This window comes from Collinsella tanakaei (genome assembly GCF_021531055.1).
GTDB lineage: Bacteria > Actinomycetota > Coriobacteriia > Coriobacteriales > Coriobacteriaceae > Collinsella > Collinsella tanakaei_B.
This window is the reverse complement of record NZ_JADYTL010000004.1, coordinates 73,327-95,238: the sequence shown is the minus strand read 5'-3', so window position 1 is coordinate 95,238 and position 21,912 is coordinate 73,327. Positions and strand designations below refer to the sequence as shown.

The 21,912-nt window shown below is 65.0% G+C and carries 16 protein-coding genes and 2 tRNA genes; 7 read left to right on the top strand and 11 right to left on the bottom strand.

All coding sequences use genetic code 11. From position 1 onward, the window contains the following. Window positions 1-320: 320 nt before the first annotated feature. On the bottom strand, window positions 321-3,149 hold the full coding sequence (locus I6E04_RS05100; protein WP_235422088.1) for an ATP-dependent helicase: 2,829 nt from the start codon (window positions 3,147-3,149) through the stop codon (window positions 321-323). 263 nt (window positions 3,150-3,412) lie between these two features. On the opposite strand from I6E04_RS05100, the gene I6E04_RS05095 reads away from it, so the two are divergent. Next, window positions 3,413-4,426, top strand: coding sequence for a C-terminal binding protein (locus I6E04_RS05095; protein ID WP_235422087.1), 1,014 nt, complete (start codon window positions 3,413-3,415; stop codon window positions 4,424-4,426). A 54-nt stretch (window positions 4,427-4,480) separates the two neighbouring features. On the opposite strand, the gene I6E04_RS05090 is transcribed toward I6E04_RS05095, so the two are convergent. Continuing rightward, a complete protein-coding gene (locus tag I6E04_RS05090) occupies window positions 4,481-5,404 on the bottom strand; it encodes an AEC family transporter (RefSeq protein WP_235422086.1) in 924 nt (307 codons plus the stop codon). A gap of 67 nt (window positions 5,405-5,471) precedes the next feature. Beyond that, a complete protein-coding gene (locus tag I6E04_RS05085; RefSeq protein WP_235422085.1) occupies window positions 5,472-6,428 on the bottom strand; it encodes an undecaprenyl-diphosphate phosphatase in 957 nt (318 codons plus the stop codon). 216 nt (window positions 6,429-6,644) lie between these two features. Between I6E04_RS05085 and I6E04_RS05080 the strand changes: the two genes are divergently transcribed. After that, window positions 6,645-7,082, top strand: a complete 438-nt coding sequence (locus I6E04_RS05080) for a universal stress protein (RefSeq protein WP_235422084.1) — start codon at window positions 6,645-6,647, stop codon at window positions 7,080-7,082. 150 nt (window positions 7,083-7,232) lie between these two features. Here I6E04_RS05080 and I6E04_RS05075 read toward each other — a convergent pair whose 3' ends face one another. The 4 genes from I6E04_RS05075 to purH form a co-directional block, all read right to left on the bottom strand. Then, window positions 7,233-8,324, bottom strand: coding sequence for a sensor histidine kinase (locus tag I6E04_RS05075; RefSeq protein ID WP_235422083.1), 1,092 nt, complete (start codon window positions 8,322-8,324; stop codon window positions 7,233-7,235). A gap of 15 nt (window positions 8,325-8,339) precedes the next feature. Continuing rightward, the gene (locus I6E04_RS05070; protein WP_235422082.1) at window positions 8,340-9,005 is read right to left on the bottom strand and encodes a response regulator transcription factor; all 666 of its coding nucleotides are present in this window, start codon (window positions 9,003-9,005) and stop codon (window positions 8,340-8,342) included. Between the two features lie 146 nt (window positions 9,006-9,151). After that, a complete protein-coding gene (locus tag I6E04_RS05065; RefSeq protein ID WP_235422081.1) occupies window positions 9,152-9,856 on the bottom strand; it encodes a hypothetical protein in 705 nt (234 codons plus the stop codon). A 685-nt stretch (window positions 9,857-10,541) separates the two neighbouring features. Then, a complete protein-coding gene (purH, locus tag I6E04_RS05060; protein ID WP_235422079.1) occupies window positions 10,542-12,155 on the bottom strand; it encodes a bifunctional phosphoribosylaminoimidazolecarboxamide formyltransferase/IMP cyclohydrolase in 1,614 nt (537 codons plus the stop codon). Between the two features lie 300 nt (window positions 12,156-12,455). Here purH and I6E04_RS05055 point away from each other — a divergent pair, with 300 nt between their 5' ends. Beyond that, the gene (locus I6E04_RS05055) at window positions 12,456-13,094 is read left to right on the top strand and encodes a GNAT family N-acetyltransferase (protein WP_235422078.1); all 639 of its coding nucleotides are present in this window, start codon (window positions 12,456-12,458) and stop codon (window positions 13,092-13,094) included. A gap of 165 nt (window positions 13,095-13,259) precedes the next feature. Here I6E04_RS05055 and I6E04_RS05050 read toward each other — a convergent pair whose 3' ends face one another. Further along, complete coding sequence (locus tag I6E04_RS05050) at window positions 13,260-15,137, bottom strand: DUF2207 domain-containing protein (RefSeq protein ID WP_235422077.1); 1,878 nt, start codon at window positions 15,135-15,137, stop codon at window positions 13,260-13,262. A gap of 244 nt (window positions 15,138-15,381) precedes the next feature. Between I6E04_RS05050 and I6E04_RS05045 the strand changes: the two genes are divergently transcribed. The 3 genes from I6E04_RS05045 to I6E04_RS05035 all read left to right on the top strand — a co-directional run bounded on the left by I6E04_RS05045 (window position 15,382) and on the right by I6E04_RS05035 (window position 17,106). Beyond that, complete coding sequence (locus I6E04_RS05045) at window positions 15,382-15,900, top strand: ferritin (protein WP_235422076.1); 519 nt, start codon at window positions 15,382-15,384, stop codon at window positions 15,898-15,900. A gap of 101 nt (window positions 15,901-16,001) precedes the next feature. Then, complete coding sequence (gene gluQRS / locus I6E04_RS05040; RefSeq protein ID WP_235422075.1) at window positions 16,002-17,000, top strand: tRNA glutamyl-Q(34) synthetase GluQRS; 999 nt, start codon at window positions 16,002-16,004, stop codon at window positions 16,998-17,000. A gap of 15 nt (window positions 17,001-17,015) precedes the next feature. Then, a tRNA-Ser gene (locus tag I6E04_RS05035) sits at window positions 17,016-17,106 on the top strand. A gap of 303 nt (window positions 17,107-17,409) precedes the next feature. Here I6E04_RS05035 and I6E04_RS05030 read toward each other — a convergent pair. The 3 genes from I6E04_RS05030 to I6E04_RS05020 all read right to left on the bottom strand — a co-directional run bounded on the left by I6E04_RS05030 (window position 17,410) and on the right by I6E04_RS05020 (window position 20,671). Next, entirely contained in the window at window positions 17,410-19,749 is a 2,340-nt protein-coding gene (locus I6E04_RS05030; RefSeq protein WP_235422074.1) for a tetratricopeptide repeat protein, read from the bottom strand. 266 nt (window positions 19,750-20,015) lie between these two features. Continuing rightward, window positions 20,016-20,092 (bottom strand) — tRNA-Arg (locus I6E04_RS05025). A 225-nt stretch (window positions 20,093-20,317) separates the two neighbouring features. After that, a complete protein-coding gene (locus I6E04_RS05020) occupies window positions 20,318-20,671 on the bottom strand; it encodes a hypothetical protein (RefSeq protein ID WP_235422073.1) in 354 nt (117 codons plus the stop codon). A gap of 147 nt (window positions 20,672-20,818) precedes the next feature. Here I6E04_RS05020 and I6E04_RS05015 point away from each other — a divergent pair, with 147 nt between their 5' ends. Beyond that, window positions 20,819-21,829 carry a dipeptidase gene (locus I6E04_RS05015; RefSeq protein WP_235422072.1) on the top strand — a complete coding sequence of 337 codons (1,011 nt, stop codon included), beginning with the start codon at window positions 20,819-20,821 and terminating at the stop codon, window positions 21,827-21,829. Window positions 21,830-21,912: the final 83 nt, after the last annotated feature.

The following is a 21,912-nucleotide window of genomic DNA, read 5'->3' as shown; positions in this document are numbered from 1 at the left end:
ATAGCTCTAGGGCGCGATTTTTCCGAGCGCTTTCCCCATCGTCCGGAGACCCTCCGCAAAACCCCAGTTGTTTCCTGCGGCGTTGTCACCGTGTATTGCCATAGCTGCGAAAGGGCACCGAAAAATCGCGCCCTAGAGCGGTCGGCCGTCCGCGTCGACCGCTCGTCTCGCAAAAGTATGCACAAATCATATTGTAGCCTGCGCAAACGTCTCAGAATATGCAACGGTCCGCTTTGGCCGACTTGTGTGGCCAAAGCGGACCGTCCCGGAAACGCAGAAAGCCCGAGCCGCGGCGGACGCAAACGGCTCGGACGCAGCGTCTACGACAGCTTGACGATGGGCGCGAAGCCCTTCATGAGCTTCTTGGTCTGCCCGCTCTTCTCGAACTGCACCTCGATCATGTCGCCCTCGGCGGAGATGACCTTGCCCACGCCGAACGTCTTGTGGCTCACCGTGTCGCCGGGCGCGAACACCTCGGCGGCACGCGTGGCGTCAGGGCGGCGTTGCTCCACCGTCGGGGACACGCCGGCCCGCTGCCGGCTGCGCCCCGCCCCCTGACCGCTGCCGAACGTCGCGGGCTTGAGGCCGGCATCGGGGCTGATGCCCGTATGGCGCGACATGCTACCACCCGTCGAGCGCGTGTACGAGCCGAACACCCGACCGCCGTACATATCGGATCCCATACCCGACCCGAAGGTGCCGCGGCGATCGCCGCGCTTCTCCCAGCCGGTCCCCTCGAATCCGGATGACCCGATGCCCGAGAACTCGATGTGCTCCTCGGGGATCTCGTTCACGAAGCGGGAGCGCGGGTTGGCCTGCGTGGAACCGTAGGTGCGACGCGTCGCGGCGTACGTGAGGAACAGGCGCTTGCGGGCGCGCGTGATGGCAACGTAGGCCAAACGGCGCTCCTCCTCGAGCTTGGCGGGATCGTCGGCCGCGGCGAACCCGGCGACGTGCGGGAAGATGCCCTCCTCCATACCAGCCACGAACACCGCGGGGAACTCCAGGCCCTTGGCGGAGTGGACCGTCATCATCGTGACGGCGCTCGTCTGACCGGACAGCGCGTCCAGATCGGAGCGGAGCGCCAGCCACTCCATGAGCGCCGGCAGGGCGGGGCACGCCAGCGCGCCGTACGTCCGCTCGATCTCGGCGGCGGTCTGGGCGGCGTGCACGGGCTCGGCGGGTGCCGCCGCCATCGCGTTGCCGGCGATCACGGCCGCCAGCGCCTCCTGCGCCGACGTCAACGGCGCGGCGAGCGCGTTGAGCGGATCGACGGCATCCGATGCGTCGCGCACGTCGACGGCACCCTGCGAAACGGCGTCCTCGGCAGCCGGCGCCGCCGCGGGCGCGTCCTCGACCACGCCTGCGGCGCGCAGCTCCTCCAGGCTCTCGAGTGTACCCTCGATATCCTCGTGCGTCTCCTCGAACTCGGCGGCGACGCCCAGGAACTCCTGGATGTTCTCGGCACGGCTCTCGGCCTCCATCGTGCCCTCGGCGCGAAACGCCTGCAGCAGCCCCGTCCGGTCGACGATAGCCTCGATCACGTCCTTGAGCTCGCCGTCCATGCGACGCGCATCGCGCACGATGCTCACGAAGTCGCCTAGGCCGCGGCGCACCTTGGCCGAGAACATGCCCGTCTCGGCGCACGCGAGCTCGCACGCCTGGAAAAACGAGCAGCGGTTCTCCTGCGCGAGCAGCTCGATCTTGGCGATGGAGGTCGACCCGATGCCACGGCGCGGCGTGTTGATGACGCGTTTGACGCTCATCTCGTCGGCCGGGTTCACGACCATCTTGAGGTAGGCCATGACGTCGCGGATCTCGGCACGATCGAAGAAGCGCGTGCCGCCCACGATCTTGTACGGCACGCCGGCGCGCAGGAACATATCTTCCAAGATGCGCGACTGCGCGTTCGTGCGGTAGAACACCGCCATGTCGTCGTAGCTCAGGCCGCCCGCGTGGAGCTTGTCGATCTCGGCGGCGATCCAGCGCCCCTCGTCACGCTCGTCGCTCGCCTGGTACGTCTGGATCTTGTCGCCGTCGCCGGCATCGGTGAACAGGCGCTTGTCCTTGCGCTGCGAGTTGTGGCGCACCACGGCGTTGGCCGCGGCGAGGATGTGCCCGGTGGAGCGGTAGTTCTGCTCGAGCTTGACCACGCGCGCGTCGGGGAAATCCTTCTCGAAGTCCAGGATGTTGGAGATGTCCGCGCCGCGCCAGGAGTAGATGGACTGGTCGTCGTCGCCCACGACCATGAGGTTGTGGTACTTGGCTGCCAGCAGGTTGGCGATCTCGTACTGCACGTGGTTGGTGTCCTGGTACTCGTCCACGCAGATGTAGCGGAAGCGCTCCTGGTAGCGGTCGAGCACCTCCGGACGAGTGCGCAGCAGCTCGAGCGCGCGCACGAGCAGGTCGTCGAAGTCCATGGCGTTGGCGGCGCGCAGACGGCGCTCGAGCTCGGCGTAGACGCGGGCCGCCTTCTCGGTCTTGGGGTCGTCGGCCTGCTGCGCCATCTCCTCCGGGCCCACCATGGCGTTCTTGGCGGCCGAGATCTTCCCGCGGATCATGTTGATGGGATATTGCTTTTGATCGATATCCATGCTCGTCATGATGTCGCGCACCAGCCGGCGGGAATCGTCGTCGTCATAGATGGTGAACTGGCCCGTGTAGCCCAGAAGGTCGGCATCCTCGCGCAGCATGCGCACGCACATGGCGTGGAAGGTGCACACCCACATGCCGCGCGTGCCGCCCGGCAGCAGGCCCTGCAGGCGCTCGCGCATCTCCGCGGCCGCCTTGTTGGTGAAGGTGATTGCGAGCACCTGCCACGGGCGAACGCCCAGATCGGCGAGCATATGCGCGATGCGGAACGTGAGCACGCGCGTCTTTCCGGAACCGGCGCCGGCGAGCACGAGCAGCGGGCCCTCGGTGGTGAGCACCGCCTCGCGCTGCGCGGAGTTGAGGCTGTCGATGTCGACATGGGGCCGCTGTGGTGCGGGCGCGGGTGCGTCGTAGATGTCGAGGGGAACCTGCTCGTACGCAGGCGCGGCAGGTGCGGCAGGTGCGGTGGACATGGCTCCCGCGGCGGGCGTCGTCGGGGACGGCGCGCCCTCCTTGGCGGCCTGCATGTTCTTTTCCCACGGGAGCTGTAGCGGCATGGATGCGACCTCCGGCATATCGAATCGAGCGGGCCTGCGATCGCGCCATGCGGCGTCCGCGACCCGCCCCGGCACGTCCTACGGGCCGTGCCATATGTTGAGCCAAATCAGTATAGCCGCCCGCGCGGACGCGGATCGGCCGCGCGGAAGCGAAGGGCGGGGCGGGCACCATATTCCCATCTCGTACCGAACCGCAAACCGCCCGCACCACCGCGGCCGCGGGCGCGCTACACTACTTGGGAACGAACGGAACGGGAGGCACGATGGCGCACAGGATCTTGTACTACACCCTCGACGGCGACTGCGCGCGGGCGCGCGAACTGCTCGACCAGCTGGATGCCGCACGCGATATCGAGCTTATCGGATGCGCCCACGAGCCCTTCGTACCCCCGACGGCCCGACAGCTCGAAGGCTGCGAGGGCATGATCGGCGAGTTCGCCCCCGCCATCAAGGACACCGTGGGGCTCATCGCCGATGCCGGCGTCCGCATCGTGGCGAGCATGTCCATCGGCCTCAACCACATGGACATCGAGGGGCTGACCGAACGCGGCGTCATCGTCACCAACTGCCCGGGCTACTGCGCCGAGGACGTCGCGACCCACACCGTCGCCCTCATGCTCGATCTCATGCGCAAAGTGACGTTTTCCAACCGCGACGTGCTCGCGGGCGGCTGGGACCCCAAGGTCGGCTACGAGGCGTACCGGACGCAGGGCCGCACGCTCGGCCTCGTGTTCTTCGGGCGCATCGCGCGGGCCGTCGTCCCCATCGCGCGGTCGCTCGGCATGCGCGTGCTCGCATGGGCCCCCACCAAGAGCGCGGAGGAACTCGCGGCGGCAGGCTGCGAGCGGGCGGACAGCCTCGAGGCGCTGCTGCGGGCATCGGATGTGGTGAGCCTGCACTGCCCGCTCATCCCGCAGACCCGCAATCTCATCGGCGCGCGCGAGCTCGCGCTCATGAAGCCGACCGCCTACCTCATCAACACCGCGCGCGGCGAGGTCGTGGACGAGCAGGCCCTCGTCGACGCGCTCGACGCCGGGCGGATTCGCGCCGCCGGGCTCGACGTCATCGCGCACGAGACGCGTCCCGACCGCCGGCTCATCGACCATCCCCGTGTCGTGGTCACGCCGCATTCGGCCTACGATTCGGTGGAGGCTGCCGACAACCTGCGCATCATGTCGCTCGAAGCATGCGTGGACGTGCTGGTGCGCGGCATGGCGCCCGCCTACGCCGTCAACCCGCAGGCCATCGAGGCCCAGCACCTCGCACCTCGTCCGTAACGATTCCCCGCCCGGCGTGAAATCTTGTCAGACGAATTGTGCCGCTTTGCGCCGTCACAGCGACCAGAGCAGGCGCATACCGATCGTCACGAGCGGCACGGTGACAAGTGACAGCGCTGTCGACGTCATGACGAGCTTCGAGGCGAACGGCGCGTCGGCGTGGTACTTCTCGGCGAGCATCGCCGTGGTGCTCGCCGCCGGCATGGCCGACAGCAGCACGGCCACCTCGGCGGAGAAGGCGTCGATCGGCAGCAGGTGCAGCAGCACGGCCACGATGACGGGGATGGCGATCAGACGCTCGAAGCTGTAGATCAGCGCCTCGCGGTCGAGCATCTCGCGCAGCGGGCACTCGCTGATGATGGCGCCGACCACGAACATGCTGAGCGCCGTGTTGCAGCCACCGATGAAGTCGACGGCGCCGACGATCGGCTCGGGCAGCGTGAAGCCCACGCTGTACCAGGCCATCACGGCAAAGCCGATGAAGATCGACAGGACGCACGGGTGCAGCAGCACGCGGCGCACCGCGTGGCGCTCCTTGGTGCCCGCGAACATGCTCACGCCGTAGGTCCACATGAGGATGCGCTGCGGCAGCAAAAACACCGCCGCGCACAGCAGGCCCTGCGAGCCGAAGTACGCCTCGGCCACCGGCATGCCGATGAGCCCGGCGTTGGACACCATGATGCCGTACTTCAGGCAGGCGCGGTGGCTCTCCTCGGTCCCGCGGAAGAACACGTGGTTCCACACGGCATAGAACACCTGCAGGGCGCAGGCGATCGCCAGCACGGATATCGTCATCTTGAGGATCTCCGGCGTGATCGCCATCTCGAACGAGCCGATGATCGAGGCGGGCATCACCACGGCCATGATCACGTCGACCAGATGCGCCCGCGTCATCGCGTCGAGCGTCTTGCGCAGACCGAGGTAGTAGCCCACCGCGGTCATGATGAAGATCTCGATCTGGATCGCGATCATCTCCATGCCGGCATCGTCCCCTTTCGCAGAGCGACAAGATTGTACCTGGCACCAACTTGTCGCCAACTTGTCGCTACAGGCCCAAGGCGGGAACGAGACAGAGGAAGTACACGAGCACGAGCACGCCGAGCGCGATGCGGTACACGCCGAAGCCCTTGAAGTCGTGACGGCGCACGAAGCCCATGAGCCAGCGGATGGCGAGCAGCGACACGACGAAGGCGGTGAGGCAGCCGACGACCATGATGCCGATCTCGTTGGAGCCGAAGGTGCCGCCGTCCATAACCAGGTACTTGACGAGCTTGAGGGCGCTCGCGCCGAACATGACGGGCACGGCCAAAAAGAACGTGAACTTGGAGGCGACGGTACGGGTGCAGCCCAACAGCAAGCCGCCGATGATGGTGGAGCCGGAACGCGACGTGCCGGGGATGAGCGAAAGCACCTGGAAGCAGCCGATGCCGAGCGCCGTCTTCCAGGAGAGGTCCTCGAGCGTGGTGATGCGGCCGAAGTCGGTGTCCCCGTCATCGTCGGTTGCCGGCTGAGCGGGGGCGGCGAAGTGCGACCCGGCAGGACGGCCCACCGCGAGCTCGCCACTCGCGATCATCTGCCGACGGCGACGGGCGCGCCAGTTCTCGATGACGATGAAGGCGATGCCGTAGACGATGAGCGCGGCGGCCACGACGACGGGGCTGTACAGGTGCTCCTCCATGAAGTCGTCGAGCGGGATGCCGACCGCCGCGGCCGGGATGCAGCCGAGCACGATCTTGCCCCACAGCTTCCAGGTGTCGCGGCGACCCTCACGGCCCTTGGACGGGCTGAACGGGTTGAGTTCGCGGAAGAACAGGACGCACACCGCGAGGATGGCACCCAGCTGGATGACGACCTGGAACATGTTCCAGAACTCTTGGGAGACGTCCAACTTGATGAACTCGTCGACCAGGATGAGATGACCGGTCGAGGAGATGGGCAGCCACTCGGTGATGCCCTCGACGACGCCCAGAAACGCCGATTTCAGCAGCTCGATGATATCCACAGGTGAAAGCCTTCCATGTAACAGCCTGCGCGACCCGGGCAGGCGGACGTATCGTATGCGACACCCCATTATCGCCCGCTTGGACCGCCTGAACGGAAAAAGCAGCATCGTTCACAGAATAATGAGGGGACGGCGCGCTCGCGCGGGTATAACGGGAGCATAGATTCGACCACGCGGCTCGACTACCGAGTAGCGCCATGGCACAAGGAGGTCACCATGAACGAAGGCTATTCCAAGGTATTCGTCTCGCTCGACGGAACCGAGCAGCAGGACTTCGTGTTGGCGCGCGCCATCAAGGTGGCGGCGAACAACGGGGCCACGCTCTACATCGGCCATGTCATCGACTCGACGGCGCTCGAATCCGCGGGCTCCTATCCGGTCGATTTGGTCAACGGACTCGAGGAATCGTTCCGCAACTCCATCGCCGAGCAGGTGCATGAGGCCGAGGAGAACCCCGATATCCCCGAGGTGAAGATCATCGTCAAAGCCGGCCGCATCCGCGAGACGCTGAAGGACGAGATGCTCGACGTGATCCAGCCCGACCTGGTCATGTGCGGCGCCCGCGGCCTGTCGTCGATCAAGTACGCGCTGCTCGGCTCGATCTCGACGTTCCTGCTGCGCAGCACCGAATGCGACATCCTGGTCGTGAAGTAACCGAGGGTCCCGGGGCCCGCCCGGGATTCCCCCGTGCCCACGTCCTCGCGCCTGCGGAGCTGCGGAATGTGGGCCCAGAGGAATCCCGGGCGGGCCTTACCTCGGCTGCTTCTCCGATGGAACGGTAAAAAAGGATGTGCATGGCGCCTTTTAAGGCGCCATGCCTTTTATGGGGTCGCGTTCGAAGTAGTGCATTTTGTTCGCGGGGAAGGTGAGCGTCGCCGTGAAGCCGCTGCCTTCGTCGGATTGCGCCTCGACGCCGATGCCCATCTTGTCGCACAGGCGCTTGACCAGATACAGGCCGATGCCCGTCGAGCGCTTTCCCGTCCGGCCGTTCTCGCCGGTAAAACCCTTGTCGAACACGCGCGGCACGTCGGCGGCCGGCACACCGCATCCGTTGTCCGACACCGTCAGCACGACGCACTCATCCGCCATGCCCTCTGCAACCACCGCCCCGCGAAATTCGATCGTCGCACCCTCGTCGCGAGCGTATTTCACACTGTTCTGGATGAGCTGCCCTAGGATGAACTCCATCCACTTATCGTCCGTGAACACCTCGATATCGAGGTTACGCTGCACGGGAATCACCCGCGTGGCGATCATGACGCGCGCATTGGCCTTGATCGCCGTCGACACCAGATCGCCCAACCGATGCTTGCGGATCAGGTAGTCGCGATCGAGCGTCTCGGAGCGCGCGAAGAACAGCGCCTGCTCGATATAGCCCTCCAGCCGATCGAGCTCCTCCTCGAGGGCTTCGGCCTTCTCCAGGGCGGTGTCGGCGGCATCGTCGGCGGGCATCGAACCGACCAGGTTCTCGAGCATCAGATGCGCGGCGGCCAACGGGGACTTGGCCTCGTGCACCCAAGTCTCGACGTACTCGCGATAGTCAGCCGCCTGCCTGCGATAGCTCGCCACGTCGTCGTTGGCCGCCTTGGAGATCGCACGAAGCGCGTCGTAGGTAAGCTCGCCCTCGATGAAGTCGGGACGGTCGACCATCTCGGCGATCCACAGCGGGTGCCGCACGTCGGAGGCGCTGCGCTCGAGGTCCGTATAGAACGCACGGCGCTGCAGCCACGACGCGACGCTCGCCGCGAGGGCCGCGACGACCACCATCAGCGTGACCAACAGCGCCAGCGGCCACCCGACACCCCCGACCACCAGCACGAAGCAGATGAGCAGCGCGACGCTGCCCACGATGAACGCCCCGACGAACGACGATCTGAGATACGCCCGATACGACATGCGCGCCCCTCGCTCCTAGACCGAATAGCCGCGCCCACGATGCGTGGACAGGTACCCCGTCACGCCGATCTTCTCGAGTGTGTTGCGCAGGCGGTTGATGTTGACGGTCAGCGTGTTGTCGTCCACGAAGGCGTCGGAATCCCACAGGTCGCGCATGATAGCCTCACGCGAGACGATAGTCCCGGCATGATTGATGAGGAGCGCCAGGATGCGCATCTCGTTTTTGGTGAGTTCGACCTGGCCACCCTCGGCACTCGCCACCGAGCGCGCGAGGTCGAGCTCGAGCCCCTTATGCGAGATCACATTGCGTTCGGGCGCCGCGCTCGCACGGCGCAGCAGCGCCTGGATATGGGCGATCAGCACGCGCGAGCTGTACGGCTTGGTCACGAAATCGTCGGCCCCCATCGTCATGCTCAGCACCTCGTCGATCTCGGTCACACGTGAGGTGAGCACGATGATGGGCACGTCGGAGCGCTCACGCAGCTCTCGGCAGACGAGCTGGCCGTCGGTGCCGGGAAGCGTCAGGTCGAGCAGCACCAGATCGGGCCGGGCGGCGACGATGCCCTCGACCACGGCGTCGAAGGTGGAGCAGGACGCGGTCGCAAAACCGTTGCGCTCGAGAACCTGCGCCAGCTCGGTGCGGATGGGCTCGTCGTCCTCGACGATGTAGATGAGCGGCATGGATGCCTCCTCGATACGCATGGTCGCGACGGGTGACCGTCCGTTCCATTATGCCGCGCCTGAGGTGGATGCACCGCGGCGAGCAATCAGGTTGCGACAATGTAAGGGATCGTGGTGGCGCGCCCAGCCCGCACGCCGAGTCGATGCTACGCGTAGAGCTTCGCCATGCCGGACGCGAAGAAGTCCAGCATCGCCGTGTCCTGCGACTCGATGCCGGCAGCCTCCTCGGAGACGACCACGCCGTGCTCGTCGGAGATGAGGGCGACGGGGCCCGTGGCGACAAGGCCGGCTGCGCCGTCGCGGACGATCGCGTACCCGCGCGTGGAAGCCAGCTGCTCCACCAGGGTTCCCGCACCGCACAGCACCTCGTCGGGCTCGGCGGCGATATGCAATACGCCGTCGCGCACAAAGCAGAGCAGCTCGGGGGCGATTCCGGTCTTTGCCGCTTCGTCGCGCGCCTGGGCGGCGCGGTCCGTAAGCGCCGCGGCGGATGTGTCGGACAGCGGTTCGTAAGCGCCGACCGTCATCGCGGCGTTGCCGTTCACGTCGATGACGAGCATGAGGACGCCGTTCGGGTCGTCGTAGGCCCCATCGGCCAATGACCACTCCACATGCTGCTTTGCCCACGAGAGCATGTTGCGCGTGAGCGGCGCGCCGGAGACCACGCGCTGCGACAGGGCGCGGATATGCCGATTGAGCAGCGGAACCGTGCGCTTTGCCATGCGCCAGCGGCAGACGAGCGCCGGCCGGTCGAGCTCAAAGGCCGGTACCTGCTCCTGATTGGCGCAGAACTCCTCGTACGCACGCCGGTCCTCGGCGTTGCCGAACAGCTCGCTTGCGGTCGGCTCCATCACACGCCACCCCCATCGGTCTCGATATGCAAACGGCACCATTGTACCCATCCCGATCGGCACGCCCGCGAGGAAACGGACGAGCCGAGCCCGCGGCTCGGAACGCTCGGAACGCCCCCTCACCGGCAAAGACCCAGCACCGATGTCTGAAGCCCAGCGCTGAGAGCCGAAACCCGCCATCGACAGACAGGGCTCCCTACTGACAGCCGGGGCCCACTACTGACAGTCGGAACCCAGCACTGACAGCCGGAACTCAGTACTGACAGTCGAAACTCAGCACTGACAGCCGGAACTCAGCACTGACAGCCGGAACTCAGTACTGACAGTCGAAACTCAGCACTGACACAACATGGCGAGATAGGCGCCTATCTGTCAGTAGTGAGTTTTCGTTGTCAGTAGTGAGCCCCGACTGTCAGTAGTGAGTTCTCGTTGTCAGTAGTGGGCCCCGGCTGTCAGTAGTGGGTCCCGGCTGTCAGTAGTGAGTTTTTACCGTCAGTAGCAGGTTCCAACAGACAGTCGCGAGCCTATCCGACAACGCCAAGCCTCGAGAAGCTCCGAACACCGCCCCGGCGCTGACGGCAAAGGGCGCACGCCGAACAATCGACGTGCGCCCCTTCGACCAAACAACCACAACGCCAAGGCGCCCGACGGCACCTCGGCTCGCCATCGTGCTCGCTCGAGCACCTTAGTGACGGAAGTGGCGGGCTCCCGTGAACACCATCGCGATGCCGTGCTCGTTGCACGCCTCGATGCTCTCGTCGTCGCGCTTGGAGCCACCGGGCTGGATGATGCAGGTCACACCATGTGCCGCAAGCGTATCAACGTTGTCGCGGAACGGGAAGAACGCGTCGGAGGCGCAGGCGAAGCCGCCCTTCTCCCAGCCCATGCGCTCGCACGCATCCTCGGCGCGCTCGCAGGCGAGCAGCGCGGAGTCGACACGGTTGGGCTGACCGGGACCCATGCCGATACCGGCGTTGTTCTTGGACACCAGGATGGCGTTGGACTTGACGCCCTTGCAGACGCGCCAAGCGAACATGAGCTCCGCCATCTCCTCGTCGGTCGGCTTGCGCTCGGTCGGGCAGGTGAAGGTCGCCGGATCCTCGGAGACGGTGTCGACGTTCTGCACGAGCACGCCACCGTCGATGGAGCGCAGCTCGTACTCGGCATGGCCCTCGGCGCCGCCCGTGGCGAGCACGCGCAGGTTGGGGCGCTTGGCCATGCGCTCGAGCGCCTCGGACGTGTAGCTCGGGGCGATGATGACCTCGACGAACTGCTTGTTCACGTCGGCGAAATGCTCGACGAGCTCATAGGGCACCTCGCGGTTGCAGGCGATGATGCCGCCGAAGGCGCTCTTGGGGTCGCACGCGAAGGCACGGTCGTAGGCCGCGGTGATGTCCTCGGCCACGGCGGAGCCGCAGGGGTTCTGGTGCTTGAGGATCACGCAGGCCGGGCCGTCGAACTCGCGCACGAGGTTCCACGCGGCGTCGGCGTCGAGGTAGTTGTTGTAGGACAGCGGTTTGCCCTGGATCTGCTCGGCGCCCACCAGGGGATTTGCCGAGGAGGCCTTGGCCGCGAAGTCGTCGGCGAAGCGATAGACCGCGGCGGTCTGCTGCGGGTTCTCGCCGTAGCGCAGGTCGTCGACCTTCTCGAGATGCAGATCGATCGCGGCGGGCGCGGCGACGGCGTCGGTCTCGGCGGCATGGGCACCCAACCATGCGGCGATGGCACCGTCGTAGGCGGCCGTGGTCTGGTAGACCTTGAGCTGCAGGCGGCGACGCGTCTCGAGCGTCGTGGCGCCGTCGTGCTCGGCCATCTCGGCGAGCACCGCACCGTAGTCGGCCGGGTCGGACACGACCGTCACGGAATCCGCGTTCTTGGCCGCGGAGCGCAGCATGGAGGGGCCGCCGATGTCGATGTGCTCGATGGCGTCGGCGAAGGTGACGTCGGGCTTGGCCACGGTCTTCTCGAACTCGTAGAGGTTCACGACGACCATGTCGATCATGCCGATGCCGTGCTCTGCCGCCTCGGCCATGTGCTGGGGATCGTCGCGACGGGCGAGCAGGCCACCGTGCACCTTGGGGTGCAGCGTCTTCACGCGACCGTCCATCATCTCGGGGAACCCGGTGTAATCCTCGATGGGCACGACCTTCACGCCGCCCTCCTCGAGCGCGCGGGCCGTACCGCCCGTGGAGATGATCTCCACGCCGTAGACCGTCTGCAGCTCCCGCGCGAACTCGACGACCCACGTCTTGTCGGTCACCGAGATCAGCGCTCGCTTGATCTTGACGTCTGTTGCCATGCAACCCCTCCTTCTGTTGGCGCCCGCAGCGGTCTGGGCCTTCAGCGGACGCATGTGCACGCCTCTAATGTACCGCATGGCGAAGTCCGCATCCGCCTTGTTGCGAAGAATCTCCCGAGGGATGTGCGGACCATGGCGAACGGATGACGCGGAACCTGTGACGACACGAAGGCACCATATTTCACCCGTCCCCAGGTGCTACAAACAACATGTGACATGTGGACGATCATCAGACGCGGTTTCACATGTTTTCACATGTCAGTCCACGCATCGGATGCTCGAGACGAAAAGGAGGCGACCATGGTTTCACGGGTCCTGTATCGACCGTTCGAGGAGACCGATTTCGACGCCATCGCCTCCGTGCTGCAGGGCATCTGGCACGACCGGTCCGATATCGAGGCCTACAATTTCCTCGAGGCCTGCGACGACCTCGCCTACTCGCTCTCGAACTCCACGTTTTCCCAGGTCGTGGTCGTGGACGATGCCCCGAGCGGCATCGTGCTCGCCCGCGCGGCAAACGCCGAGACCGACCGCTCCGGCCGCTGGGAGCAAACCGACCGCGACTTCCTCGAGCAAATGCGCCGCATGGATCCGCGGGCATCGCAGGTGCGCGCCCGTTTCTCCGAGCTGGAAGACCGCGTCAACGCCGAGCTGCTGCGACGCGCCTCCTTGGGCGAGGCGGCAGGCGAGATCACGCTGCTCGCCGTCGGCGCCGAGACGCGCGGCACCGGTATCGGCTCGGTGTTGCTCGACGCCGCCCTCTCCTACCTCTCCTCGCATGGGACCACCTGCGCGTACCTGTTCACCGACACGAGCTGCACCTGGTCGTTTTACGAGTATCGCGGCTTCACGCGCCTGGGCAGGCATCGCTCGACGCGCGAGGAGCGCCATCTTCTGCCGCGCGAGCTGTACCTCTACGGACTCGATCTGTCCGCATGATCGTTATCCCGCAGCATCGCGAAGGACAGCGCGGAGCTGCTCGGATACGTTCGGGACCTCCCGAACAGGCATACGGGAAGCGCATCGGCTTCCACGGAAAACGGCTCCCCGAAAGGAGCCGTTTTCCTTTTCATCGCACCGTATGAAGCGCCATCGCGGCGCGCATCAGAACGTGCCGCCGCCTCCGCCGCCGACGCCTCCGCCGCCGCCGACCGAGAAGCCGCCGCCCAGACCCGATCCCGAGCTGTCGAGGCTCATGGCGAGAGCGCCCATGGTCTCGCTCTGCACGTCTTGGAACTCGCTTGCCGCGCTGCGGTGCGACCCGTGGGGATACAGCCACCAGTACATGGGATAGTAGTAGTCGCCGTAGGCATCCTGGCGCATCTCTCGCGGCACCGCGTCGGCGAGCTGGCGGATCACCTCGTCGGATACGCCGAGGGCGACCGCCATCACGAGCAGCCTGTTCCACAGCACCAGATCGGATGGAACCGCCTCGTCAAGTCGGGTGAAGTCCTCGAGCCACCGCTTGAGCGCCTCGCACCTCGCGCGCAGCTCCGAAGCCTCCGCGGAGCGCACCTTGAACGTCGCCACGAGCACGACGATCGCCACGATGCACGCGACCGAGATGGCGAAGGCAGCCGGATTGACGAAGTCGCTCTCGATGAAAAAGAGAAGCGACGCGACGCCGAAAAACGCGGCGAGCGAGGCGCACGCCACCAAGAATTTCGAACCGCGCGACGTCACGAGCGATTTTTGCTCGAGCACCGCACCGATCTCCGCTTTGAAATCGCTCACGCGATCGCGGAGGACCTCCCCGTCCGCTTCGACCCGGTCTTCGAGCTGATCGAACCTGACATCCGTCACGGCGTCGTCCCCCTCGCCGAAGTACAGGGCGAGCGCCGCGCGGTCGATGGGATCGACGACACGGCTCCTGTCAAGCAACGATATCCGGTACTCCTCGTGCGTCTTGGTCCCGAACAGCCCCTTATCCTCGACGGTGACGCACGACAGCGAGATCGCGCGCTCGTCGGTGAGCTTCATGAGCGTGGCGGTGAACGCCCGGTCGGGCACTGTCCCGTCCTCCATGAACGCGGCGATCACGGCGGGATGGTCGGCGGAGGGGACGTCGCGCAGGTAGGTCTCCTGGAACATCGGCTTGGGGCTGCGACCGCGCGTGGAGCGGTACCACGCCGTCACGGCGAGCAGCAGCGCCGGCAGGCCGATCTGGACCGCGCTTCCCACTCCGGCGAGCACGCGCGCCTGCTCGCGGCGGTCGTTCGCCTCATCCGCCCAATCCTGCTCCTCGGCGAAGATCGTGTCCAGCCGAGCCTCGCCGGAGGCATCCATGCCGGGCACCCACGATGTCGGGAACGCGGCACGGACCTCGGCGAACTGCCCGGATTGCACCTGGGGAACGGTGCAGCTCACCTGGGGTTCCCCGTCGTTTTGCACGCTCACACTGCCATCCAGCGGGCCATGCGCCCATGCGCGCAGCTCCTGCTCACCATCCGTGGCGGCGGACGAGGCGCCGGCGAACGCGACCGTCAGGCTCACGTCGCACGAATCGTCCTCCCATCCGGGCCCGACGAACTGCCAGTACAGCTCGGCCGTATCGGACCACGCCATGACCGCACCGTCGAGCTCGTAGGTCAGCGAGACCGTCGCCGTCTCCCCGTCATCGTGCGGCGAGAACACCTTGAGCTCGATCGAATCGCCTTCGTTTTCGACGATGTACACGCCCGCATCCCCTGATTCGGCATCTTGCGCCGGCTCGTAGCGCACGGCCTTGCCGTCCTCGGAGACCTCGACGTCGAACACCATGATCGACGAGGCGCTGCCCTGTTCGTTGCGCGCGTAGGGAATCGTCCAGTACACGCCGTTGACGTCGTCGTCGAACTCGAACGTGCGCGCCTCCTCGACCATGAGGGAGCCGTCGGCCTGCACCGTCGCCCGAATGTCGACGCGCGGCATCTCGACGCCGAACGCGACCGCGGGCAACGCGAGGAACAGCGCGGCGAGCGTCATCGCGAGCAACCACGGCATACGGAAGCGGCATTCACGCGTTCTTGCGAGGGAGCACATGTCCTACCTCCCGACAGGCGATATGTGGCACATCGTCGCTCATTGTACCCAATCGCGCCGAAAGGCCCCACCGTATGGGCGAACGTGCGAACGCGACCATCCGCCCCACTCCCCGAATCGCCGTCCGCGCAAGGGGGTATACTCGATAAAGTGTACAAGTTCGCTGCCTTTCAGCAGGCAGTAGCGCGAGTAAGGAGAATCGCACATGGCCATCGACACCAAGGTCGCCGAGGTTCTGGAGGACCAGATCAACAAGGAGCTGTACTCCGCCTACCTCTATCTCACGTTCGCCGATTACTACGAGGACCGCGGTCTCAAGGGCTTCGCCAACTGGTACGAGATCCAAGCCAAGGAGGAGACCGACCACGCCATGGCGCTGCGCCGCTACCTGCTGGACAACGACTACAAGCCCACGATGAAGGCCATCGCCCAGCCCGATAAGACCTTCGACAACGACCTCGCCCCGCTCGAGGCCGGCCTCGAGCACGAGGAGTACGTGACGAGCCTCATCCATCACTGCTACGAGGTCGCGCACGAGGCGCACGACATCCGCGCGATGCAGATGCTCGATTGGTTCGTCAAGGAGCAGGGCGAGGAGGAGACCAACGCCCGTGACATGATCACCAACATGAAGCTGTTCGGCGGCGACCCCAAGGGCCTGTACGACCTGGACCGCGAGTACCAGACCCGCGTCTACACCCCGCAGACCGCCCTGCCCATGTAATCTGCGCGGCGATGTGAGTTCGCGGCCGGTGACGGGCACTCCGTCGCCGGCCGTTTTCGTTTCCGCAGGACGCCGCGCGTCGGCTCGCTATACTCTTGCCCATGGATACCGATACCGCCACCAACACCGCCTCGCGGCCCGTCGTCGGACGTTTTGCGCCGTCCCCCTCCGGCCGCATGCATCTGGGAAACATCTATTCAGCCCTCGTCGCCTGGCTGTCTGCCCGCTCGCAAGGAGGGCGCATCGTCATGCGCATCGAGGATCTCGATCCGCGCACGCAGGGCGGGCCGTGGACCGAGTTGCTGCTCGAAGACCTCCGCTGGCTCGGCCTATACTGGGACGGAGAGCCCGTCTGCCAGCACGAACGGATCGAGCTCTACCAAGATGCCCTCGATAGGCTGCGCGCGGCGGGCCTCACCTACCCCTGCTTCTGCACGCGGGCGGAGCTCCATGCGGCAAGCGCGCCGCACGCAAGCGACGGCACGCCCATCTACGCGGGTACCTGCCGCGACCTCTCCCCCCAGGAAATCGCCCAACGCTCGAAGGTCCGACCCCCGGCATGCCGGCTGCGCGTACCGGACGCCTCCGACCCGACAGGCATCGTGACCTTCCTCGATCGTACCTATGGGGATCAACGCACGACGCTTGCGCACGAATGCGGGGATTTCCTCGTCCGTCGCAGCGACGGCGTCTTCGCCTACCAGCTCGCCGTGGTCGTCGACGATGGCGAGATGGGGATCACCGAGGTCGTCCGCGGCCGTGACCTGCTCGATTCGTGCGCGCGGCAGATGTACCTGCAAACCCTGCTCGGGTATCCGCACCCGACCTACGCCCACGTCCCCCTCCTGATCGCGCCCGAAGGCAGGCGGCTGTCCAAGCGCGACCGCGATCTGGACATGGAAGGCCTGCGCGAGCGATTCGGCAGGCCGGAGGCGCTGCTCGGCTGGCTCGCCCACGCGACGGGCATCGTCGAGGACCCGCGTCCCCGGAGCGCCGAGGAGCTCATCGACCGCTTTTCCTGGGACGCCATCCGTGCATATCGCGAGGATATCGTTATCGACCAAAAATCCCTTGAACAAGCGGACGTAGGTGCGCTATGATATTGCGGCTGTTACGGAGAGCTGACCGAGAGGCCGAAGGTGCTCGCCTGCTAAGCGAGTATTCCCCACAAGGGAATCTGGGGTTCGAATCCCCAGCTCTCCGCCAGTTTGAGATTGAAGCCCGATGCCCCTGCGGCACCGGGCTTTTTTCTTGGGAAACCGCTGGGCTGCGAAGCCGAAAGCTCGCGATGGCATTTATGGTGCGGTTTATCGAGGACCTTGCGAGTAGCCGAGGCAATGATCCGAAAGAAACCGCAGGTTATCGGCAACCCTGTTTTTGTGTCTACCGATAGGTCCGACAATAAACCGCACCCTAAACCATATGCGACGCCAAATGGCGCATCGATACCGGAACCGTTCGCGCCCATCACATGGATGAAGCCATATTCCCGCCGTGCCTCCATGGATCTTACGGTAGCAGCGACCTGCTCACCGCGTTCAGCTCGTCGGAGCCGCGCATCTGCCATGCGACGTAGGCGCAGCGGCCTGCGAGGAACGGAAAACCGCTGTCGGTCAGCATGACTGCCGCATCGGCGACCTGACAGAACAGTTCCTCGGTCGGTGGAATCGGCACGTCCGCTGCCTGCAAGATCGCCACCGCCTCGTCGAAGGCGAGCGGCTCCACCCGCCCCATGGCGCGCATGAGCTCACGCATCTCCTCTTGGGCGACATGGCTGATCCGTCTTCCCTGCGGGACGAGCCGATAACAGGCCAAGGCGATCTCGCGCTCACGGCGCCGCCAGTACGCGAACGCCATGCGGTAGAACAGGTACGCTGCAGCATCCGTATCGTAGGTGGCCCGCAGCCCGTGCTTTGCCACCTCGATGACCTCATCGAACATCTCCAGCCGCGCCAGCACGTTGACCAGCGTGAAGTGCGCCTGCATCGACGTCGTCGCCATATCGAGCATGTGGCGCGCCAAGGGCAGCGCCCGTTCGTATGCCCCGACCTGCGCATACATGTTGCACAGATCGAACTGGGCAAAGAACAGCGCGTCGGGCGCCCGATGGATGCGCGTCGCGGTGTCTCCCACAAATATCGGCAGAATGATCCGACCCAGGTGGTTCTCGCAGAACTGCGTCTGTACGGGGTGGGATTCCAGCAGCTCCGCCGCCACGCAGGATGCCTGCGCCTCCTCGATGATCTCGTTGAACTCCTGCTCGGCGCGAAGCGGGTCCTCGGCCATGACGGACCGCGCGGCGTCGAACCGCCCGCGCAGGGCATCATGCAGGTCGTCGTCGACCTCGAGCTCGTTCGCGCAATCCGCCAGCAGCAGATCGCGCAGGCCATCCGGCAACCGTCGATCGTCGTCCATCGGTGCCAGCCGCAACGCAGGAGACCCGATCCGCAGAGCGTCCTGCTCCACCTCGAACCGCCGCAACGCATCGACGCACCCAAGATCCGCAAGCGATGCGCCTACAAGCTCGCGCGCGAGCGGAACCAGCGTCGCCATGAACTCGATACGATCAAACGCCCGAACCACCGGCTCCTCGCCGGCAAGCGTCCGCTCCCCGATCACGCATCGGGTCACATTCAGATTCGATGCGAACGCCGCGGCGGCGAGCACGAGCGACATGCGGCTCGCATATTCGCGAGCCATGCGGGCGCGCTGGTCATCGGGCAGGACGCGCCAACTGCCGAAACGCTCCTCGTACGACTCGGCGGGCATCGACAGCAGATCGGGTCGCACAAAGCGAATCGAAATCTCGCCATCGTCCATATGCACACCAAAGCGATAGTCCAGCCTCACGATAAGGTTCAGACCCTCGCACAGCGTCGCCAGCGTCGCCCTGGTATCCCATTCGCCTCCCGGCTCGCATCGCACACTTCCCAGCGTCCGCAGATCGCAATCCTCGACAGGAGCGCCGCCGATCAGTGTATCCACATGCGCCGTGATCCCCTCGAACGTCGTGCGATCGAGCACCGCGCAGGACGCCTCGGAGGGCGAATAGGAGGCGGGTGCGAAACCGCATCCGATCGAGGCGAGCACATGGGCGATCCGGTTGAGCGCCGTCTCGACGGACAGCAGGAACGCCTCCTGCTCCGGCGCGATACCTTCGTGGTCAAAGACCAGGTAGATGCCACCGGTGCGCTCAGTGCGGATAAGCTTCACGCCACGCGAGGCGACCTCGGTCCGAAGGCGCTGCAGATCGATACGCGACAGGACACGCCCCGCGAACCGCTCGATCCCCGCCGGTTGTTCCTTCATCCTGATGCGATACAGCAAAGACTCGATCGCATCGGGCAGCGCCATCTTGCCCATGTCGGCGAACAGCTCGACCGGTTCGTCGAGCTTCTCGCACCGCGGTATCGGACCGGGCATCGCGGACTTCGAGGCGACATGCGGATTGAACACGCAGTGCCGCAGGAACATAGTGGCCATGAATTCCTGGTACAGCAGGCTTCGCTCGGTGTTCCACGTCGTATCGTCTGCCACCTCGCGCATCGTACCGGAAAGCGACCCCTTGAACTCGCTGACCCGTACCATCGAACCGTCGGTGGCACGGGCATACACCTCGCCCACCTTCTCGTCGACGCCTCTCACCAAAACAAGATCGAGGTTGTCGTTATCGGGCTCGGCGACAAACGGGGTCGATGCCCGATACACACGTCCGCCCTTGGCGATATATCCCAGCACGACGGCTTGCGTGCGATCGATAAAGCGCACGATCCGGCACAGGCTTCGCGCCGGCAGCGTATCGGTACCCCATACGATGCCGTACGTGGCATCCAGCGGCTGGTCAGGCAAAACAGGTAGGCGCTTGCGCCGTGATAGAAAAGAGAGTTTGATCGTCGGTTCCACTGCCATCGCCAGGCCGCCCTCGTTATACGCTTCACACACCGTTGTTTTGAACTATGCCCATTGTGCTGCGAGATGATGCGCACGCGGTAGCTTTTTCGGCGACGGGCCGCACCGGGGTTTGGCTGCGAAACCTCTTACGGCATAACCGCCGGCGCCGACACGCCAAACCGATAACAAAAAAGGTGCTCCGAAGAGCACCTTTCAAGTTCAACTGGTGCGGCGTACAGGATTCGAACCTGTGACGTTCTGATTCGTAGTCAGACCCTCTATCCAGCTGAGGTAACGCCGCATCGCACGGAATATAATGCCATCATCCCCCTATACCGTCAAGCGCAAATCAAAACTTTTTTGAAAAAAATTTTGCCGTATATCCTGACCTGCGAAAACGTCATAGACAAGGACCTTGGAGACACTCCGTCCCACCCGATCGGCATCAAACGCCACCAGAGGCGCACCTTCGCCCCATCCGCACCAGTATGCACAAAGGGGGTCAAAACATGCACGCTTTACCCGCTCATCGCTGCACGGCATGCTCCACGACCTCGTACTCGCCTCCTGCCTCGCGCACGAGCGACCGGATAAGCTGCGATGCCTCATAGCGCCCCGCATAGTCGATCTGCAAGGCGGCGAGCAATTGCCCCGGCGTGTCGAGCTCGAGATGATCGAGAAGTCCGCTCACGCTCTGCACCGGAACGATCGTTTCGACCGAATGTTCGGGCTCTTCAAAGCACCACGACGTCAACGGTCCCGAACTCACTTGCATCACATGCAGGCTGCCCTCATCGTCGATCGCGCAATCGATGCGCAGATCCTCCTCCCCCTCTTGGCTATCGAACAACATCGCATGCATCAACCGCTTTTCCGCCATCGTGACCTCCCCTGCTCGTCCAATCCCGTTCACCAAGCAGTATACCCTAAAATAGAACATGTGTTCGTGAGAACTTTTGTTCGATTCCTTTTCTTGCCAGAACCCGTTTCAGTGATAGGCTATTCACGACAAGATGATTGGAGACCCATGAGCTACCCTGTGTTCGACCTTCACTGCGACACCGCCGACCGCCTGGCATGGCCGCAGCTCGACCAAGCGATCCGCCAGATCGCCGGCAACGACCTGTACGACCCCGACGGCTGCGACCCCACACCCTACACCGAGCTCGCGCACAACGGCTGCCATCTTTCGCTCGATGCGATGGGAAGCGTACCATGGGCGCAGTGCTTCGCCTGCTTCGTCTACGACGAGTTCTCCCCTGAGCTTTCCCGCACCTTCTTCCACCAGGTCATGGACCATCTCGAGCACGAGGTCTCCCGCAACGCCGACCGTATCGTCACGGTGCGCCACGCATCGGAGATCCGCCCCGCACTCGAGGCGGGCAAGCACGTCGCCGTTTACACGGTCGAAAACGCACGCTTCTTCGCACTCGATGGCGCTGCCGTCCACGACGCGGCGCATGACGGCGTCCTCATGGCCTCGCTCAGCTGGAATGCCCAGGGTCCGCTGGCAAGCGGCCACGACGTCGCCGACGCCGGCATCACCCCTGCCGGCGCCGAGGCGATCCGCCAGATGGAAGCCGAGCACATGATCCTCGACGTCTCGCATCTCAACGACGTCTGCTTCGCCGATGTCGTCCACCTGGCAACGCGCCCGTTCGTCGCGAGCCATTCCAACAGCCGCGCCGTCTGCGGGCACCTGCGCAACCTCACCGACGCGCAATTCGCCGAGATCCGCGACCGCGGTGGCCTGGTCGGCCTCAACTACTGTCCGGACTTCCTGCGCGACGATGCGCCGACGCACGAGCCCACCGAGGATGACCTGTGCCGCCATATCGAGCACTGGCTCGATCTCGACGGCGAGGACATCGTCGCGCTCGGCAGCGATTTCGACGGCACCGACCTGCCGACCTGTATCTCGTCGGCATCCAAGATGCCCCAGCTGCAGGAAACGTTCGTCCGCCGCTTCGGCGAGCAGATCACGCGCAAGCTCTGCTACGACAACGCCGTGACCTTCTTCGAGCGCTGGGGACGCTAGACTGCCCTGTCGCTCAACCCATCTCCGACGCAGCAAAAACGGCGGCCGGCACGAAGCCGACCGCCGTTTCCCATTCAGCGAAT

Bases quoted from the DNA above. Each gene is read 5' to 3' on its own strand.
- I6E04_RS05095 (WP_235422087.1), top strand. From the start codon at position 3,413: ATGGCGCACAGGATCTTGTACTACACCCTCGACGGCGACTGCGCGCGG.
- purH (WP_235422079.1), bottom strand. From the start codon at position 12,155: ATGGCAACAGACGTCAAGATCAAGCGAGCGCTGATCTCGGTGACCGAC.
- I6E04_RS05015 (WP_235422072.1), top strand. From the start codon at position 20,819: ATGAGCTACCCTGTGTTCGACCTTCACTGCGACACCGCCGACCGCCTG.
- I6E04_RS05045 (WP_235422076.1), top strand. From the start codon at position 15,382: ATGGCCATCGACACCAAGGTCGCCGAGGTTCTGGAGGACCAGATCAAC.
- gluQRS (WP_235422075.1), top strand. From the start codon at position 16,002: ATGGATACCGATACCGCCACCAACACCGCCTCGCGGCCCGTCGTCGGA.
- I6E04_RS05050 (WP_235422077.1), bottom strand. From the start codon at position 15,137: ATGCCGTGGTTGCTCGCGATGACGCTCGCCGCGCTGTTCCTCGCGTTG.
- I6E04_RS05055 (WP_235422078.1), top strand. From the start codon at position 12,456: ATGGTTTCACGGGTCCTGTATCGACCGTTCGAGGAGACCGATTTCGAC.
- I6E04_RS05080 (WP_235422084.1), top strand. From the start codon at position 6,645: ATGAACGAAGGCTATTCCAAGGTATTCGTCTCGCTCGACGGAACCGAG.
- I6E04_RS05065 (WP_235422081.1), bottom strand. From the start codon at position 9,856: ATGGAGCCGACCGCAAGCGAGCTGTTCGGCAACGCCGAGGACCGGCGT.
- I6E04_RS05075 (WP_235422083.1), bottom strand. From the start codon at position 8,324: ATGTCGTATCGGGCGTATCTCAGATCGTCGTTCGTCGGGGCGTTCATC.
- I6E04_RS05020 (WP_235422073.1), bottom strand. From the start codon at position 20,671: ATGGCGGAAAAGCGGTTGATGCATGCGATGTTGTTCGATAGCCAAGAG.
- I6E04_RS05070 (WP_235422082.1), bottom strand. From the start codon at position 9,005: ATGCCGCTCATCTACATCGTCGAGGACGACGAGCCCATCCGCACCGAG.
- I6E04_RS05100 (WP_235422088.1), bottom strand. From the start codon at position 3,149: ATGCCGCTACAGCTCCCGTGGGAAAAGAACATGCAGGCCGCCAAGGAG.
- I6E04_RS05090 (WP_235422086.1), bottom strand. From the start codon at position 5,404: ATGGAGATGATCGCGATCCAGATCGAGATCTTCATCATGACCGCGGTG.